The sequence below is a fragment of the Curtobacterium sp. MCBD17_021 genome (assembly GCF_003234525.1).
Taxonomy (GTDB): Bacteria; Actinomycetota; Actinomycetes; order Actinomycetales; family Microbacteriaceae; genus Curtobacterium.
Window position 1 is genome coordinate 29039 of the sequence record NZ_QKTS01000004.1, and the last position, 17862, is coordinate 46900.

General features: G+C 71.3%; 14 protein-coding genes. All 14 read left to right on the top strand.

Annotated elements, in window-relative coordinates:
• Positions 1-46 precede the first annotated feature (46 nt).
• The 14 genes from hisG (at position 47) to DEI83_RS05235 (ending at position 17840) form a co-directional block, all read left to right on the top strand.
• Entirely contained in the window at positions 47-886 is an 840-nt protein-coding gene (hisG, locus tag DEI83_RS05170) for an ATP phosphoribosyltransferase (RefSeq protein WP_111080728.1), read from the top strand.
• Positions 883-1674 carry an imidazole glycerol phosphate synthase subunit HisF gene (hisF, locus tag DEI83_RS05175; protein WP_258371069.1) on the top strand — a complete coding sequence of 264 codons (792 nt, stop codon included), beginning with the start codon at positions 883-885 and terminating at the stop codon, positions 1672-1674. Before hisG ends, hisF begins: the two co-directional genes overlap by 4 nt.
• 98 nt (positions 1675-1772) lie before the next feature.
• Complete coding sequence (hisI, locus tag DEI83_RS05180) at positions 1773-2180, top strand: phosphoribosyl-AMP cyclohydrolase (protein ID WP_111080729.1); 408 nt, start codon at positions 1773-1775, stop codon at positions 2178-2180.
• On the top strand, positions 2177-3709 hold the full coding sequence (locus DEI83_RS05185; protein WP_111080730.1) for an anthranilate synthase component I: 1533 nt from the start codon (positions 2177-2179) through the stop codon (positions 3707-3709). Before hisI ends, DEI83_RS05185 begins: the two co-directional genes overlap by 4 nt.
• Positions 3706-4464, top strand: a complete 759-nt coding sequence (locus tag DEI83_RS05190; protein WP_111080731.1) for a Trp biosynthesis-associated membrane protein — start codon at positions 3706-3708, stop codon at positions 4462-4464. Before DEI83_RS05185 ends, DEI83_RS05190 begins: the two co-directional genes overlap by 4 nt.
• A complete protein-coding gene (locus tag DEI83_RS05195) occupies positions 4451-4690 on the top strand; it encodes a DUF6704 family protein (RefSeq protein WP_110825049.1) in 240 nt (79 codons plus the stop codon). The genes DEI83_RS05190 and DEI83_RS05195 overlap by 14 nt, the downstream gene beginning before the upstream one ends.
• A gap of 28 nt (positions 4691-4718) precedes the next feature.
• Entirely contained in the window at positions 4719-5492 is a 774-nt protein-coding gene (trpC, locus tag DEI83_RS05200; RefSeq protein ID WP_111080874.1) for an indole-3-glycerol phosphate synthase TrpC, read from the top strand.
• 44 nt (positions 5493-5536) lie between these two features.
• Positions 5537-6751 (top strand): tryptophan synthase subunit beta, encoded by a 1215-nt coding sequence (gene trpB, locus DEI83_RS05205; protein ID WP_111080732.1) that lies wholly within the window; start codon positions 5537-5539, stop codon positions 6749-6751.
• Between the two features lie 5 nt (positions 6752-6756).
• On the top strand, positions 6757-7542 hold the full coding sequence (gene trpA, locus DEI83_RS05210) for a tryptophan synthase subunit alpha (RefSeq protein ID WP_375334651.1): 786 nt from the start codon (positions 6757-6759) through the stop codon (positions 7540-7542).
• Between the two features lie 97 nt (positions 7543-7639).
• A complete protein-coding gene (gene lgt, locus DEI83_RS05215) occupies positions 7640-8629 on the top strand; it encodes a prolipoprotein diacylglyceryl transferase (RefSeq protein WP_111080734.1) in 990 nt (329 codons plus the stop codon).
• A 305-nt stretch (positions 8630-8934) separates the two neighbouring features.
• Entirely contained in the window at positions 8935-13452 is a 4518-nt protein-coding gene (gltB, locus tag DEI83_RS05220; protein ID WP_111080875.1) for a glutamate synthase large subunit, read from the top strand.
• A 62-nt stretch (positions 13453-13514) separates the two neighbouring features.
• A complete protein-coding gene (locus DEI83_RS05225; protein WP_111080735.1) occupies positions 13515-14972 on the top strand; it encodes a glutamate synthase subunit beta in 1458 nt (485 codons plus the stop codon).
• Between the two features lie 99 nt (positions 14973-15071).
• Complete coding sequence (gene pyk / locus DEI83_RS05230; RefSeq protein WP_111080736.1) at positions 15072-16517, top strand: pyruvate kinase; 1446 nt, start codon at positions 15072-15074, stop codon at positions 16515-16517.
• A gap of 186 nt (positions 16518-16703) precedes the next feature.
• Positions 16704-17840 carry a VIT1/CCC1 transporter family protein gene (locus DEI83_RS05235; protein ID WP_111080737.1) on the top strand — a complete coding sequence of 379 codons (1137 nt, stop codon included), beginning with the start codon at positions 16704-16706 and terminating at the stop codon, positions 17838-17840.
• Positions 17841-17862: the final 22 nt, after the last annotated feature.

Sequence of the window (17862 nt, forward strand, 5' to 3'; positions counted from 1 at the left end):
CCAGCGCGTCGCAGACCCACTGACCCTCCTCCAGGAAGCAGACCTGATGCTCCGCATCGCCGTGCCCAACAAGGGCTCCCTGTCCGAGACCGCCTCCGAGATGCTGCGGGAGGCCGGGTACGCCGGTCGCCGTGACCCGAAGGCGCTGCACCTGCTCGACGAGCGCAACGGGGTGGAGTTCTTCTTCCTCCGGCCGCGCGACATCGCCACCTACGTCGGCTCCGGCGCGCTCGACGTCGGGATCACCGGCCGCGACCTGCTGCTCGACTCCGGGTCGGCCGCGCACGAGGTCGACGCGCTCGGGTTCGCCGACTCGACGTTCCGCTTCGCCGGCACCCCCGGCCGCTACGCCAGCCTGCAGGACCTCGAGGGCGTCCGGGTCGCGACCAGCTACCCCGGCCTGGTCGGGGAGTTCCTCGCGCAGCACGGCGTCTCCGCCACGCTCGTGAAGCTCGACGGCGCGGTCGAGAGCGCGGTCCGGCTTGGTGTCGCGGACGCCGTCGCGGACGTGGTGTCGACCGGCAGCACCCTCCGCGCCGCGGGACTCGAGATCTTCGGCCCGGTCATCCTCGAGTCGACCGCGCTCCTCATCACCACCGACGAGACGATCGCCGGGATCGACGTGCTCCGTCGTCGCCTGCAGGGCGTCCTCGTCGCCCGCGGGTACGTCATGCTCGACTACGACATCCCGTCCGCGCTGCTCGAACAGGCGACGGCGATCGCCTCGGGCATCGAGTCGCCGACCGTCTCACCGCTGCACGACCGCGACTGGTCCGCCGTCCGCGTGATGATCCCGCGCGAGGACGCGAACCTCATCATGGACGCGCTCTACGACCTCGGCGCGCGGGCCATCCTCGTCAGCCCGATCCACGCCGCACGCCTGTGACCGACGCGCCCGTCGCGACCGCCCTCGGCGGCGTGTCCGTCCGTGTCATCCCGTGCCTCGACGTCTCCGGCGGCCGCGTCGTCAAGGGCGTCAACTTCCTCGACCTGCAGGACGCCGGCGACCCGGTCGAACTCGCCGCCCGGTACTACGAGCAGGGCGCCGACGAGTTGACCTTCCTCGACGTCGGCGCCACGGTCGAGAACCGGGCGACGATGTGGGACACCGTGACCCGCACCGCCGAGCAGGTCTTCATCCCGCTCACCGTCGGGGGCGGGGTCCGGAGCGTCGACGACGTCTCGCGCCTGCAGCAGTGCGGTGCCGACAAGATCGGCGTCAACAGCGCCGCCATCGCCCGCCCGGAACTCGTCACCGAGATCGCCGACCGGTTCGGTTCGCAGGCGGTCGTGCTGTCGCTCGACGTGAAGCGGTCGCCCAGGACGGCGTCCGGCTTCGTCGTCACCACGCACGGTGGACGCACCGAGACCGACATCGACGCGATCGCCTGGGCGCGGGACGCGGTCGAGCGCGGCGCGGGGGAGCTGCTCGTCAACTCCATCGATGCGGACGGCACGAAGAACGGGTTCGACCTCGAGCTCGTCACCGCGGTCCGCGCGGTGTCCTCGGTACCCGTGATCGCCTCGGGAGGCGCGGGCCGTGTCGAGCACTTCGCCCCGGCCATCGACGCGGGAGCCGACGCCGTCCTCGCGGCGAGCGTGTTCCACCGCGGCGAGATGACCGTCGGCGACGTCAAGGACGCGCTGCGCGCCACCAATCACGTCGTCCGCTGAGCCGACGCGACCGAGCGGGGCGGGCCTCCCGGCCGCACGGGCGACGGACGGGCGGTGCGCCGGATGCGCACCGCGCCGGGCCGTAGGCTGGTGGTCTCATGACCGACAGCACCAGCACCAGCACCGAAGCGGTCCTCGACCGCGCGCGCTTCGGTGCGGACGGACTGCTCCCCGCCATCGTGCAGGAGGAATCGTCGAAGGACGTCCTCATGCTCGGCTACATGGACCGGGAGGCCCTCCGCCGCACCCTGACCGAGGGCCGGGTGACCTTCTGGTCGCGGTCCCGGCGCGAGTACTGGCGCAAGGGCGACACGTCGGGACACGCGCAGTACGTGCGGGGCGCCGCCCTCGACTGCGACGACGACACGCTGCTCGTCACGGTGCACCAGGTGGGGGCCGCCTGCCACACCGGCGCGCACCGGTGCTTCGACGTGGACCCGCTCGACCCGGTGACCGCCTCGGCGCCGGAGGACCCGGCCGACCCGGCCTCGGGAGCGGACCGGTGAGCGACGCGCCCCGCACCACCGTCCGCGCCGACTTCGACGACCGGATCGGCGCCGGTCACCGGGTGCTCCCCGTCGTCCGCGCGCTCTTCGCGGACAGCGAGACGCCCGTCGGTGTCTACCGCAAGCTCGCGGACGGACGAGCCGGGTCGTTCCTGCTCGAGTCCGCCGGGCAGGGCGGGCTGTGGTCGCGCTGGTCCTTCGTCGGTGTCCGCAGCTTCGGTGTCCTGACGCAGGAGGGTGACCGGGCGGCGTGGATCGACACCGGGCTGTCGGTCGAGCGTGCCGTCGGGTCGCTCGAGGGCGCTCCGCTCGACGTCCTCGCCCGCCTGCACGAACGGTGGGCCACACCCCGCGTGCCGGGCACCCCGCCGCTCGTCGGCGGCACCGTCGGGTTCATCGGCTGGGAGGCAGTCCGGCAGCTCGAGCACCTCCCCGCCGCGCCGCCGGCCGACTTCGAGGTGCCGGGGCAGGCGCTGTCCTTCGTCTCCGAGCTCGCCGCGCTCGACCACCGCACCGGGCTGGTGCTCCTCGTCGCGAGCGTGCTCAACGACGGCACCGACGACGCCGACACGCTCTGGACGGACGCCCAGGCCCGGCTCGACCGGATGCAGGCCGACCTCGTGCAGCCGAGCATCGCCACGGTCGCCGAGGCGTTCGACATCGCCGAGCCGACGGCCCGCTCCCGCTCGACGCCGGAGGAGTACGCCGCGGCGATCGAGCGCTCGAAGCGGTACATCCGCGACGGCGACGTCTTCCAGGTCGTCATCTCGCAGCGGTTCGACCACGACGTGACGGCGGACCCGCTCGACGTGTACCGGGTCCTGCGGACGCTCAACCCGAGCCCGTACATGTACTTCCTGTCCCTCGAGGGCACGGACGGCGGCGCCTTCTGGATCGTCGGTGCCTCGCCCGAGGCCCTGGTCAAGGTGCAGGACGGCCGGGCGATGACGCACCCGATCGCCGGGTCCCGTCCTCGTGGCGCCACCACGGAGGAGGACGTACGACTCGGCGAGGAACTCCTGCAGGACCCGAAGGAACGGGCCGAGCACCTCATGCTCGTCGACCTGGCACGCAACGACCTCCAGAAGGTGTGCGAGCCGGGCACCGTCGCGGTGACCGAGTTCATGACGGTCGAGCGGTTCAGCCACATCATGCACCTGGTGTCGAGCGTCGAGGGCGCCGTCCGCCCGGGAGCATCGGCGATCGACGTGTTCCGCGCGACCTTCCCGGCCGGCACGCTGTCGGGCGCCCCGAAGCCGCGGGCGCTGCAGATCATCGACGAGTTGGAACCCGCGAAGCGCGGGGCCTACGCGGGCGTGGTCGGGTACTTCGACTTCGCCGGGGACGCCGACGTCGCGATCGCGATCCGTACCGCGCTGATCAAGGACGGCGTCGCCCGGGTCCAGGCCGGCGCCGGACTCGTCGCGGACTCCGACCCGACGAGCGAGCACCTCGAGTCCGTCAACAAGGCGGCGGCACCGCTCCGAGCCGTCGCGACCGCGAACCGGATGACCGGGGTCGCACGGTGAAGCGCTCCCGCCCGCTCGTCGTCGTCATCGGGCTCGCCGTCGCGGGCCTCGTGATGCTCGCGTGGACGCAGACCTGGTTCACCGTGCACCTCGACCACAGCGCGGCGGTCGTGAAGACCGTCGACGCCGACGGGGCGACCGTCGTGCCGCAGTACACCGCGGTCGCGATCGCCAGCCTCGCGCTCTTCCTCGCCCTGACCATCGCCGGCCGGGTCGTCCGTGTCGTGCTCGCGGTCGTGCAGGTCCTGCTCGGCGTGGCGGTCGTGGTGACCGGCGCCGCCGCGCTCTCCGACCCGGTCGCCGCCGCGCGGAGCGCCGTCGGCTCGGTCGCCGGCGTGAGCGACATCGGCGCCGTCCGCCAGGTCGTCACGAGCGTCGACGTCAGCGTCTGGCCCGTGGTCGGGATCATCGGCGGCGTGCTCGCGGCGCTGCTCGGTGTGGCGGTCCTGTTCCTGCAGCGGTCGTGGCCCGGGCCGAGCCGCAGGTACGGTGACGCCGCCACGCCCGGCAGCGCGTCCGCCACCGACGTGACCGCGACGCACCCGGACGGCGGCCCGACACCCGTCGGCACCGGAGCGCGGACGCCCGTCGTCCGCGACGCCGTCGTCGACTGGGACGACCTCAGTGCCGGTGTCGACCCGACCGCCGCGGACGTCGTCGACGGGCGGGCCCGGACCACGGACGCGGTAGGATCGTCGGAGCGCCGTCCGACCGGCGACGCCATCGACCACGAGGAGCACCGTGAGCAACACTGAGCCCGCAGAACTCGGCGAAGGCCACTCGCCGGCGGCCTGGACGGCCGTCGTCATCATGCTGATCGGCTTCGCCGCCGGGACGCTCTTCTTCTGGTTCGACATGGCTTGGGGTGTGTGGGCGTCCGCCGCCGTCGTGGTGATCGGCCTCGTCGTGGGTGCCGTCATGGGCAAGGCCGGCTACGGCGTCAACGGCCCGAAGTTCGTCCCCAAGCACCACGGCGAGTGAGCGCGTGACCGCTGCGTCCGTCCCGAACCTGCTCGAGAGCCTGGTGGCCGGCGCGCTCGAGGACGCCGCGGCCCGCCGTCTGGACCGGCCGTACGCAGACGTCGAACGCGACCTCGACCGGGTCGCGTCGCCGCTCGACGCACTGGAGTTCCTCGCACCGGGGGACCGCGTCAAGGTCCTCGCCGAGGTCAAGCGTGCGAGCCCGTCCCGTGGGTCGATGGCACCCATCGAGGACCCGGCCTCCCTGGCGGCCGACTACGAGCGCGGCGGCGCCTCGGCGATCAGCGTCCTGACCGAGGGCCGGAAGTTCCTCGGCTCGCTCGCCGACCTCGAAGCGGTCAAGGCCCGGGTCTCCGTGCCCGTGCTGCGCAAGGACTTCATCGCCGACCCGTACCAGGTGGTCGAAGCGCGCGCGGCGGGTGCGGACGTCGTCCTGCTCATCGTCGCGGCGCTCGACCAGCCGACGCTCGTCGAGCTCCACGGTCTCGCCGAGGAGCTCGGCATGCGCGTGCTGGTCGAGGCGCACTCGGCGGACGAGGTCTCGCGCGGGCTCGACGCCGGCGCCCGGATCCTCGGCGTGAACGCCCGTGACCTCACCGACTTCTCGCTCGACCGTGACCTCTTCGGCTCCCTCGCCGAGCGCATCCCCGACGGGGTCGTGCGCGTCGCCGAGTCCGCCGTCAAGACCCCTGCCGACGTCGCCCACTACCGGTCCGCCGGGGCAGACGTCGTCCTCGTCGGGGAAGCGCTCGTCACCGGCGCCGACCCCGCCGCCACGCTCGCGTCGTTCATCGACGGCTGACCACCCGTCCGGCCCTGGGCCGGGCACCTCCCGGGAGCACCACCGTGACCTCACTCCGTGACCTGCAAGGCCCGTACTTCGGCGACTTCGGGGGCCGGTTCGTCCCCGAGTCGCTCGTCCTGGCACTCGACGAGCTCGAGTCCGCCTTCCGGGAGGCCTGGGCCGACCAGTCCTTCCGCGACGAGCTCGACACGCTCCACCGTGAGTACACCGGGCGGCCGTCGATCATCACCGAGGTGCCGCGCTTCGCCAAGCACGCCGGCGGTGCCCGGGTCATCCTCAAGCGCGAGGACCTGAACCACACCGGCTCGCACAAGATCAACAACGTGCTCGGGCAGGCGCTCGTCGCCCGTCGCCTCGGCAAGACCCGCCTCATCGCGGAGACCGGGGCGGGGCAGCACGGTGTCGCCACCGCGACGGCCGCGGCGCTGTTCGGCATGGACTGCGTGGTCTACATGGGCGCGGTCGACACGGAGCGTCAGGCGCTCAACGTCGCCCGGATGCGGTTGCTCGGCGCGCAGGTCATCCCCGTCGAGACGGGGTCCCGCACGCTCAAGGACGCCATCAACGAGGCCCTGCGCGACTGGGTCGCGAACGTCGACTCGACGCACTACCTGCTCGGGACGGTGGCCGGTCCGCACCCGTTCCCGGAGATGGTCCGGCAGTTCCACAAGGTGATCGGGGAAGAAGCCCGCCAGCAGGTGCTCGACCGCGTGGGGCGCCTGCCGGACGCCGTCGCCGCATGCGTCGGTGGCGGATCGAACGCGATGGGCATCTTCGAGGCGTTCCTCGACGACGAGTCCGTCCGTCTGCACGGATTCGAGGCCGGGGGCGACGGCGTCGAGACCGGACGGCACGCGGCGAGCATCACCCTCGGGCGGGAGGGCGTGCTGCAGGGTGCGAAGTCCTACCTCATGCAGGACGAGGACGGCCAGACCATCGAGAGCCACAGCATCTCCGCCGGCCTCGACTACCCGAGCGTCGGCCCGGAGCACGCCTACCTGGCCTCCATCGGCCGGGCGGAGTACGAGCCGATCACGGACACCGAGGCGATGGAGGCCTTCCGTCTCCTGAGCCGCACCGAGGGCATCATCCCGGCCATCGAGTCGTCGCATGCCCTGGCCGGCGCGATCAAGCTCGGCAAGGAGCTCGGGCCGGACGGCGTCGTGCTCGTGAACCTGTCCGGCCGCGGGGACAAGGACGTGGCCTCGGCCAGTCGGTACTTCGGCATCCTCGACGAGACGGCGGTGCAGTCGTGAGCACGATCAACACGGTCGCGGCGACCATCGACCGCGCGAACACCGAACGCGCCGGCGCCGTCGTCGGGTACCTCCCGGCCGGTTACCCCGACCTGCAGACGAGCGTCGACGCGGCCGTCGCCCTCGCCGAGAACGGCGTGGACGTCATCGAGCTCGGGCTGCCGTACTCCGACCCGGTGATGGACGGGCCCGTCATCCAGCGGGCGGCTGAGGAGAGCCTGGCGAACGGCTTCAAGGTCGCCCAGGTCTTCGACGCCGTGCAGGCGATCACCGAGCGTGTCGACACCCCGGTCCTCGTGATGACCTACTGGAACCCGGTGCTGCGGTACGGCGTGGACCGGTTCGCCGACGACCTCGTCGCCGCCGGTGCCGCCGGGCTCATCACGCCCGACCTCATCCCCGACGAGGGCCAGCAGTGGATCGACGCCTCGGAACGCACCGGGCTCGACCGGGTGTTCCTGGCGGCGCCGTCGTCCACCGACGTCCGGATGAAGCAGGCTGTGGACCGGAGCCGCGGCTTCGTGTACGCGGTCTCGACGATGGGTGTCACCGGTGCGCGGACCGGTGTCGACAGCGCCGCCCGCACGGTGGTGTCACGACTGCGCGACGCCGGGGTGGAGCGCACCTGCGTCGGGCTCGGCATCTCGACCGCCGACCAGGTCGCCGAGGTGCTCGAGTACGCGGACGGGGCGATCATCGGGTCGGCCTTCGTCCGGGCGCTGGCGGACCTCGGGGTCTCCGGCGTCGCGGACCGCGCGGCCGACCTGTTTTCGGGCGCCGTGCGACGCTGACCGTCGCCGACCCGCGCTACAGTGATCGGGGCCGACCGGCCCCCGGCACCACCAGGACCGGCGACTCCCAGCCCCCGTGAAAGGCGACAGCACCCACATGTCCCTCCTGAGCATCCCGAGCCCGAGCACGGCGTGGCAGTACTTCGACCTGTCCGCCTGGCTGCAGAGCGCGTTCGGTCTCACGCTGCCGCTGGACTTCCGGATCCACGCGTACGCGATCTGCATCCTCGTCGGGATCGTCATCTGCGTGCTGCTCACGAACAGCCGACTGAACGCCCGCGGTGCCGAGCGCTGGATCATCATCGACATCGCCATCTGGGCGGTGCCGGCCGGCATCATCGGTGGCCGACTGTTCCACGTCGTCACCCACGCCAGCGACTACTTCGGACCGGGGATCGACCCGCTGTCGTTCCTCTACGTCTGGGAGGGCGGGCTCGCGATCTTCGGCGCGCTGATCCTCGGGTCGCTCGGTGCCTGGATCGGGTGCCGTCAGGCGGGCCTGCGGTTCTCGGCCTTCATCGACGCCGCCGCCCCGGGGGTGCTGCTCGCCCAGGCCGCCGGGCGGCTCGGCAACTACTTCAACCACGAGCTGTTCGGCATGCCGACGAGCCTGCCGTGGGGTCTGCAGATCGAGGCGACGAACCCGGCGTACCCGGTGGGCCTGCCGGAGGGCGTCCTGTTCCACCCGACCTTCCTGTACGAGATCATCTGGAACGTCGTCGGTGCGGTGCTCATCCTGCTCATCGACCGACGGTTCCGGCTGCAGTGGGGCCGCGTCATGGCGTTGTACCTCGTCTGGTACGGCATCGGCCGTTCGGTCCTCGAGTCGATCCGCGTGGACACGAGCGAGACCTTCGCCGGCATCCGCACGAACGTCTGGATGTCGTTCGCGGCGATCCTGCTCGGCCTCGTCATCTTCTGGGTGCAGTCCCGTCGACACGTGGGCAAGGAGCCGAGCCCGTACCTGCCGGGTCGCGAGCCCCGCTCGAAGTCCGATGTAGACTCGGACGACACCTACTCGGAGCACGACACCACGACCGGTGTCGCCGATCCGGAGCCGGTCGCCACAGTCGCCGACCGACGCTGAGGTCCCCAGCCTCTCCCGAACGCAGCACCACACCGCGCTTGCGGTCCGCCACAAGCGGACCCCACTCCTCGCACGCCGCCAGGACACCTCCTGGCGGCGAGCACGGGCACCAGTCCCGCCCGCTCGGGCGGAACGCACCACCGGGCCACCGCTGTCCCTGTTCCACTTCCTCGTGAGGACGGTTCCCCATGGCGCTCCTGCCACCCCAGCCCTCTGCTGTCCCGAACGGCGCGACGGACTCGTCGACCCGGACCGGGCTCCGCTCGCCGCACCGACGGTTCTCGGCGATCCCCGACGCCGCCGGCATGTACGACCCGGCGAACGAGAAGGACGCCTGCGGTCTCGCGATGGTCGCGACGCTCCGCGGCACGCCGGGACACGACATCGTCGACGCCGCACTCGGCGCGCTCCGGAACCTCGAGCACCGCGGTGCCGTCGGGTCCGACGCGGGCACCGGCGACGGGGCCGGCATCCTCTGCCAGGTCCCGGACGCCTTCTTCCGTGACGTCGTCCCGTTCGACCTGCCCGACGCCGGGCAGTACGCGGTCGGCACCGCATACCTGCCGCTCGACGCGGACGCCCGTGCCGCCGTCAAGGCCAGGGTCGAGGAGCTCGCGGCGGACGAGGGCCTGCGTGTCCTCGGGTGGCGCGACGTCCCGGTGCGCCCCGAGGTCCTCGGCACGCTCGCCCGTGCGGCGATGCCGGCGTTCGAGCAGGTCTTCGTGCAGTCGACGCACCACGACGAGCAGGGTGCGTCGCGGTCCGGCATCCAGCTCGACCGTCAGGCGTTCCGACTCCGGAAGCGTGCGGAGCAGGGCACGGAGCTCTACTTCATGTCGCTGTCGAGCCGCACCATGGTCTACAAGGGCATGGTGACGACGCTCCAGCTCGAGCCGTTCTACCCCGACCTCAGTGACGAGCGCTTCGCGTCGCGCCTGGCGATCGTGCACTCGCGCTACTCGACGAACACCTTCCCGTCGTGGCCGCTCGCGCAGCCCTTCCGCTCGCTCGCGCACAACGGCGAGATCAACACCGTCCGCGGCAACCGGAACTGGATGCGTGCTCGGCAGTCGCAGCTCGAGAGCGAACTGCTCGGAGACATGGCACCCCTGCTGCCGATCGTCAGCCCGGGTGCGAGCGACTCGGCGTCGTTCGACGAGGTCCTCGAGCTCCTCACCCTCACCGGGCGGTCGCTGCCGCACGCGATGTCGATGATGGTGCCGGAGGCCTGGGAGAACCAGACCGACATGGACCCGGAACTCCGGGCGTTCTACGAGTACCACTCGATGCTCATGGAGCCGTGGGACGGCCCCGCTGCGATCACCTTCACCGACGGCACGCTCGTCGGCGCGACGCTCGACCGCAACGGCCTCCGCCCCGGACGCTTCCTGGTCACGGACGACGGCCTCATCGTGATGGGCAGCGAGACCGGTGTCATCGACGTCCCGGCGTCCAAGGTCGTCCGGAAGGGTCGGCTGCGCCCCGGCCGGATGTTCCTCGTCGACACCGAGAACGGCCGGATCATCGAGGACGACGAGGTCAAGCGCGAGCTCGCCGCCTCGGGTCCGTGGGCAGAGTGGCTCGAGTCCGGTCGGATCAACCTGAACGACCTGCCGGAGCGCGAGCACATCGTGCACACGCCGGCCTCGGTCACCCGCCGTCAGCGGGCGTTCGGGTACACCGAGGAAGAGGTCCGGATCCTGCTCCGCCCGATGGCGCAGACCGGTGCCGAGCCCCTCGGTGCGATGGGTTCCGACACCCCGATCGCGGTGCTGTCGCAGCGCCCGCGCCTGCTGTTCGACTACTTCACCCAGCAGTTCGCGCAGGTGACGAACCCGCCGCTCGACTCGATCCGCGAGCAGGTCATCACGTCGATGGGCCTCGGGCTCGGCCCGGAGCGGAACCTGCTCACGGCCGGTCCCGAGCACGCGAAGCAGATCGTGCTGGACTTCCCGGTGATCGACAACGACGAGCTCGCCAAGATCCAGCACTTCGAGACGGCGTCCGGCCGGCACCTCACGGTGACGATCCGCGGGCTGTACCGCGTCGACGCCGGCGAGACGGCGATGGAGCAGCGGATCAAGGCCGTCTGCGACGAGGTCGACGCGGCCATCGAGTCCGGCAAGCAGTTCATCGTCCTGTCGGACCGCGACGGCAACGCCGAGTCCGCGCCGATCCCGAGCCTGCTGCTGCTCGCTGCCGTGCACCACCACCTCATCCGCACCGAGCAGCGCATGAAGGTCGGCCTGATCGTCGAGGCCGGGGACGTCCGCGAGGTCCACCACGTCGCCACCCTCATCGGGTACGGCGCCTCGGCGATCAACCCGTACCTGGCCATGGAGACGTGCGAGAACCTCGTGCGTTCCGGCATGATCACCGGGATCACCCCGGAGCAGGCGGTCCGGAACGTCATCAAGGCGCTCGGCAAGGGCGTGCTCAAGATCATGTCGAAGATGGGCATCTCGACGGTGTCCAGCTACGCCGGCGCCCAGGCGTTCGAGGCGGTCGGACTGAGCCAGGAGTTCGTCGACCGGTACTTCACCGGGACGAGTTCGATCCTCGGGGGCGTCGGCGTCGACGTCATCGCCGCCGAGAACGCCGAGCGGCACGCCCAGGCGTACCCGCAGGACGGTGCCGTGCTCTCGCACGAGCGACTGCAGACCGGCGGCGAGTACCAGTGGCGTCGCGAAGGGCCGCCGCACCTCTTCAACCCGGACACCGTGTTCCGCCTGCAGCACGCGACGCGCGCTCGACGGTACGACGTGTTCCGCGAGTACTCGAAGGCGGTCGACGACCAGTCCGAGCAGCTCATGACGCTGCGCGGTCTGTTCGGTTTCCGGCACGGCGCGCGCCCACCGGTGCCGCTGGACGAGGTCGAGTCGATCGCCGAGATCGTGAAGCGCTTCAACACCGGCGCGATGTCCTACGGATCGATCTCGCAGGAGGCCCACGAGACCCTCGCGATCGCGATGAACCGTCTCGGCGGCCGGTCGAACACCGGCGAGGGCGGCGAGGACGTCGAGCGGTTGCTCGACCCGGAGCGCCGCAGCGCGATCAAGCAGGTCGCGTCCGGTCGGTTCGGTGTGACGAGCATGTACCTCACGCACGCCACCGACATCCAGCTGAAGATGGCCCAGGGTGCGAAGCCCGGTGAGGGCGGTCAGCTGCCCCCGCAGAAGGTCTACCCGTGGGTGGCGCGTACGCGGCACGCGACGGCGGGCGTCGGTCTCATCTCACCGCCGCCGCACCACGACATCTACTCGATCGAGGACCTCAAGCAGCTGATCTTCGACGTCAAGCGCGCCAACCCCTCGGCCCGTGTGCACGTCAAGCTCGTCAGCCAGTCCGGCATCGGCGCCGTGGCGGCCGGGGTGACGAAGGCCCTGGCCGACGTCGTGCTCGTGTCCGGCCACGACGGCGGTACCGGCGCCAGCCCGCTGAACTCGCTCAAGCACGCGGGTACGCCGTGGGAGATCGGCCTCGCCGAGACACAGCAGACCCTCATGCTCAACGGCATGCGGGACCGCGTCACGGTGCAGGTCGACGGGCAGATGAAGACCGGGCGCGACGTCGTCGTGGCCGCGTTGCTCGGTGCCGAGGAGTACGGCTTCGCGACGGCGCCGCTCATCGTCGAGGGCTGCATCATGATGCGCGTGTGCCACCTGGACACCTGCCCGGTCGGCGTCGCCACGCAGAACCCGGAACTGCGCGCACGGTTCTCCGGCAAGCCGGAGTTCGTCGTGAACTTCTTCGAGTTCATCGCGCAGGAGGTCCGCGAGCTGCTGGCCGAGCTCGGCTTCCGCAGCCTCGACGAGGCCATCGGTCGCGCCGACGCCCTGGACGTCGACCGTGCCGTCGAGCACTGGAAGGCATCGGGGCTCGACCTCGAGCCCGTCCTCAGGGGCCCGGACTTCGGCGACGACGAGCCGCGCATCCGTCACCGCGCGCAGGACCACGAGCTCGAGCAGCACTTCGACGTGCGGCTCATCGCCGAGGCGTCCGACGTGCTCGAACACGGCGGCACGCTGGCGCTCGACCTCCCGATCCGCAACACGGAGCGTGCGGTCGGCACGATGCTCGGGCACGAGGTCACCCTCCGGCACGGCGAGAACGGCCTGCCGACCGGTTCGATCGACATCACCCTGCGGGGGTCGGCCGGCCAGTCGCTCGGGGCCTTCCTGCCGGCGGGCATCACCCTCCGTCTCGTCGGCGACAGCAACGACTACGTCGGCAAGGGCCTGTCCGGTGGGGACATCGTCGTGCGTCCGTCCTCCGACGTCGGCTTCGACCCGTCCGAGAACGTCATCGCCGGCAACGTCATCGGCTACGGCGCCACCCAGGGCAGCATGTTCATCCGCGGCATCGTGGGGGAGCGCTTCCTGGTCCGGAACTCCGGTGCGACGGCCGTGGTCGAGGGCGTGGGCGACCACGCGCTCGAGTACATGACCGGTGGGTTGGCACTCATCCTCGGTGAGACCGGCCGGAACCTCGGCGCGGGCATGTCCGGCGGGACGGCGTACGTCCGCGGGCTCCGCACCGAGCTCGTCAACACCGACGCCCTGGCATCCGGGGAGCTCCGGCTGGAGCCGCTCGACAGCGCGGACGTCGAGATCGTCACGGACCTGCTCCGTCGCCACGCCGACGAGACGGGCTCGACCATCGCCAGCGGGCTGCTCGACTCCGGTGACCTCTCCGAGTTCGTCAAGGTGCTGCCGCGCGACTACGCAGCGGTCCTCGAGACCCGGAAGCAGGCCGTCGACGAGGGTCTCGACCCCGACGGCACCGTCGTGTGGAACCGCATCATGGAGGTCACCGGTGGCTGAGCAGCGCATCACGACCCCCCGCACGACCACGCAGCAGATGACAGCAGGAACGGAGGTGACCCGTGGCTGACCCGAAGGGCTTCCTCAAGGTCCAGGAACGTGAACTCCCGCCACGCCGGCCGGTCCCCGTCCGGCTCATGGACTGGAAAGAGGTCTACGAGCAGCAGGAGTCGGGCGCGCTCAAGCGACAGGCCGGTCGCTGCATGGACTGCGGCGTGCCGTTCTGTCACCAGGGCTGCCCGCTCGGCAACCTCATCCCTGAGTGGAACGACCTCACGTGGCGCGGCGAGGGCCGTCAGGCGATCGAGCGGCTCCACGCGACGAACAACTTCCCGGAGTTCACGGGTCGACTCTGCCCGGCCCCGTGCGAGTCCTCGTGCGTGCTCGGCATCAACCAGCCGCCGGTGACCATCAAGCAGGTCGAGGTCTCGATCATCGACGAGGCCTACCAGAACGGGTGGGTCACCCCGCACCCGCCCGAGCGCCTCACCGGCAAGACCGTCGCGGTGGTCGGTTCCGGCCCCGCCGGGTTGGCCGCTGCGCAGCAGCTCACCCGTGCCGGCCACACGGTCGCCGTCTACGAGCGCGACGACCGCATCGGCGGGCTGCTCCGGTACGGCATCCCGGACTTCAAGATGGAGAAGCGGCAGATCGACGCCCGTCTCGCCCAGATGCAGGCCGAGGGCACCCGCTTCCGCGCCGGCGTCGAGATCGGCCGTGACATCACGTGGGACGACCTCAAGTCCCGCTACGACGCGGTCGTGGTCGCCACGGGCGCGACGGTGCCGCGCGACCTCCCGATCCCGGGGCGCGACCTGTCCGGCGTGCACTTCGCCATGGAGTACCTGGTCCAGCAGAACAAGGCGAACGCGGGCACGGTCGTCGACAACCAGATCAGCGCCGAGGGCAAGCACGTCGTCGTCATCGGCGGCGGTGACACGGGCGCCGACTGCATCGGCACCGCGCACCGCCAGGGTGCGCTGAGCGTGACGAACCTGGCGATCGGCAAGCAGCCGCCGCTGGAGCGTCCGTCGGACCAGCCGTGGCCGATGTTCGCCACGGTGTTCGAGGTCACCAGCGCGCACGAGGAGGGCGGCGAGCGGCAGTACCTCGCCACCACGGTGGAGTTCCTGCCGAACGAGGCCGGCGAGGTCCGCGCCCTCCGGGTGGCCGAGACCGAGTACGTCGACGGGCGCCGCGTCCCGAAGGCCGGCACCGAGCGGGAGATCCCGGCGGACCTCGTGCTCATCGCGATGGGCTTCACGGGCCCGGAGACCGACACGCTCGAGCCGCAGCTCGGTCTGCCGACCACCGTGTCCGGTGCCGTGTCCCGCCAGGCGGACTACACGACGAACGAGCCGGGCGTGTTCGTCGCCGGTGACGCCGGTCGTGGCCAGTCCCTCATCGTCTGGGCCATCGCCGAGGGCCGTGCAGCCGCGGCGAAGGTCGACGAGTACCTCGAGGGGTCGACGATCCTGCCGGCTCCGGTCAAGGCGACGGACCGGGCGATCTCGGTCTGATGGTCCCCTCCCCGTAGACGAGAGGCCACCAGCACTCGATAGGGTGCTGGTGGCCTCTCGTCGTTCCGCGAAGCCACCTCCACCACACGAAGGAATCCATTGAGACGCGCAAAGATCGTTTCGACGCTCGGACCTGCCACCTCGGACTACGAGGTCGTCAAGGAGATCATCGAGGCCGGGGTCGACGTGGCCCGCCTGAACCTCAGCCACGGTGACTACAGCGTGCACGAGGCCAACTACGCGAACGTCCGCCGTGCTGCCGACGAGCTCGGCAAGCCGGTCGCGATCCTCGTCGACCTGCAGGGTCCGAAGATCCGCCTGGCCAAGTTCGCCGACGGCCCGCACGAACTGGCCGTCGGTGACGTCTTCACGATCACGACCGAGGACGTCCCGGGCTCGAAGGAGATCTGCGGGACGACCTTCAAGGGCCTGCCGCAGGACGTCAAGCCGGGCGACCCGCTGCTCATCGACGACGGCCGGGTGCGTCTCCGGGTCCTCGACACCGACGGCGTGCGGGTGCGCACCGAGGTCGTCGTCGCCGGCACCGTGTCGAACAACAAGGGCATCAACCTCCCGGGCGTGGCGGTGAACGTCCCCGCACTGAGCGAGAAGGACGAGGCCGACCTCCGTTGGGCGATCCGCCAGGGCGCGGACCTCATCGCGCTCTCGTTCGTCCGCAACGCAGCCGATGTCGACCGAGCCCACGAGATCATGGACGAGGAGGGCAAGCGCCTCCCCGTGATCGCCAAGGTCGAGAAGCCGCAGGCCGTCGACGCGCTCGAGGAGATCATCGACGCCTTCGACTCGATCATGGTCGCGCGCGGTGACCTCGGCGTCGAGCTGCCGCTCGAGGCGGTCCCGATCGTGCAGAAGCGCGCGGTCGAGCTGTCCCGCCGGATGGCGAAGCCGGTCATCGTCGCGACCCAGATGCTCGAGTCGATGATCTCGTCGCCGATCCCCACGCGCGCCGAGACCTCCGACGTCGCCAACGCGGTGCTCGACGGCGCCGACGCGGTGATGCTCTCCGGTGAGACGAGCGTCGGCGAGTACCCGGTGCAGACCGTCCGCACGATGGCCCGGATCGTCGAGTCGACCGAGGACCACGGTCTCGAGCGCATCGCTCCGCTCGGCACCAAGCCGCGCACCCTCGGCGGTGCGATCACGCTGGCCGCCGTCGAGATCGCCGAGTTCACCGAGGCGTCGTACCTCTGCGTGTTCACCGAGTCCGGCGACTCCGCACGCCGCATGTCGCGCCTCCGCCACGGGCTGCCGATCATCGCGTTCACCCCGAACGAGGCCACCCGTCGTCGCCTGGCGATGACGTGGGGCGTCCGGTCGTACCTGGTGGACCGCAAGACGCACACCGACGAGCTGTTCTCGCAGGTCGACGACGTCCTCATCGGCGAGGGCCTCGCCGTCCCCGGTGACCGGGTCATCGTCACGGCCGGATCGCCTCCCGGACTCGAGGGGTCGACGAACGACCTCCGGGTGCACCGGGTCGGGGACGCACACGCCGAGGCCGCGCCGGCGTACGTCCGCGACTGAGCACGTCCGACGCGGTCCCGCGGGATCGACGCCGGGCGGAGGCCGTCACCCGTCACGGGTGGCGGCCTCCGTCGTCCCCGGCCCGGAGGCCCGACACCGGTCCCGCCACGCCACCCGCGTCCGCCTCGACCACGCCGGACTACCGTGGTGCCGTCCCGTCCGACCCGAGCACGCGAGGAGCGTCACATGGGTGATCCGAGCCTCCGGTCCGACACCGCGTCGCGGTCCCGCGCCGACGTCCAGCGGTGGCGCCGGTACCTCGCCGACGAACGCGCCGAGGCCGCGGTGTACCGGAACCTGGCGGACCGCCGCACCGGCGAAGAGCGCGCCATCCTCGTGGCCCTGGCCGAGGCGGAGGGCCGTCACGAGCAGCACTGGCGAGACCTGCTCGGTGACGACGTCGGCCGTCCGCGCTCCGGCAGCCTGCGGACGCGGGTGCTCGCCGCGTTGGCGAAGCGGTTCGGGTCGGTGTTCGTCCTCGCCCTCATGCAGCGAGCCGAGGACCGCTCGCCGTACGCCGACGACGCCGACGCGACCGCGCAGATGGCCGCCGACGAGCGCATCCACGGGGAGGTCGTCCGGGGACTCGCGAACCGCGGACGGATGCGTCTGTCCGGGACGTTCCGCGCGGCCGTCTTCGGCGCCAACGACGGGCTCGTGTCGAACCTGGCCCTCATCATCGGGGTGAGCGCTTCGGGTGCGGATCGGCACTTCGTGCTGCTCAGCGGCATCGCGGGCCTCCTGGCCGGTGCGCTGTCGATGGGGGCAGGGGAGTACGTGTCGGTCCGGTCACAGCGGGAGTTGCTCGACGCGTCGACGCCGCACCCGGAGGCGCAGCGCGCCGTGGCGGACCTCGACGTGGACGCGAACGAGCTCGCGCTCGTCTACCGGGCACGGGGGATGTCCGAGGACGAGGCCGCCGCGCACGCCGACGAGGTCATCGCCGCCCTGCTGTCCGGACCGGCCACCGGAGGTGTGCCCGTCGTCCGCTCCCGTTCCGCGGTGCCGCGTCCGGCTGCGGAGGAGCCCGCCGACCACGAGGCGATCGGTACCGGCACGGGCGCTGCGCTCTCCAGCTTCTGCTTCTTCGCCTCCGGTGCGGTCATCCCGGTGCTGCCCTACCTCGTCGGCCTCGACGGGTGGGCCGCGATCGGGGTGGCGTCGGCCCTCGTGGGCCTGGCCCTGCTCGGCACGGGCGCCGTGGTCGGCGTCCTGAGCGGTGCGTCGCCCCTCCGTCGGGCGCTCCGACAGCTCGGCATCGGCTTCGGGGCCGCCGCCGTGACGTACGCGCTCGGCCTGCTCTTCGGCACCGGCGCTGCCTGAGCGCCACCGCCACGACCGGGAG

Coding starts and splice junctions, on each gene's coding strand:
- DEI83_RS05235 (WP_111080737.1), top strand. CDS start 16,704: ATGGGTGATCCGAGCCTCCGGTCCGACACCGCGTCGCGGTCCCGCGCC.
- hisI (WP_111080729.1), top strand. CDS start 1,773: ATGACCGACAGCACCAGCACCAGCACCGAAGCGGTCCTCGACCGCGCG.
- hisG (WP_111080728.1), top strand. CDS start 47: ATGCTCCGCATCGCCGTGCCCAACAAGGGCTCCCTGTCCGAGACCGCC.
- lgt (WP_111080734.1), top strand. CDS start 7,640: ATGTCCCTCCTGAGCATCCCGAGCCCGAGCACGGCGTGGCAGTACTTC.
- gltB (WP_111080875.1), top strand. CDS start 8,935: ATGTACGACCCGGCGAACGAGAAGGACGCCTGCGGTCTCGCGATGGTC.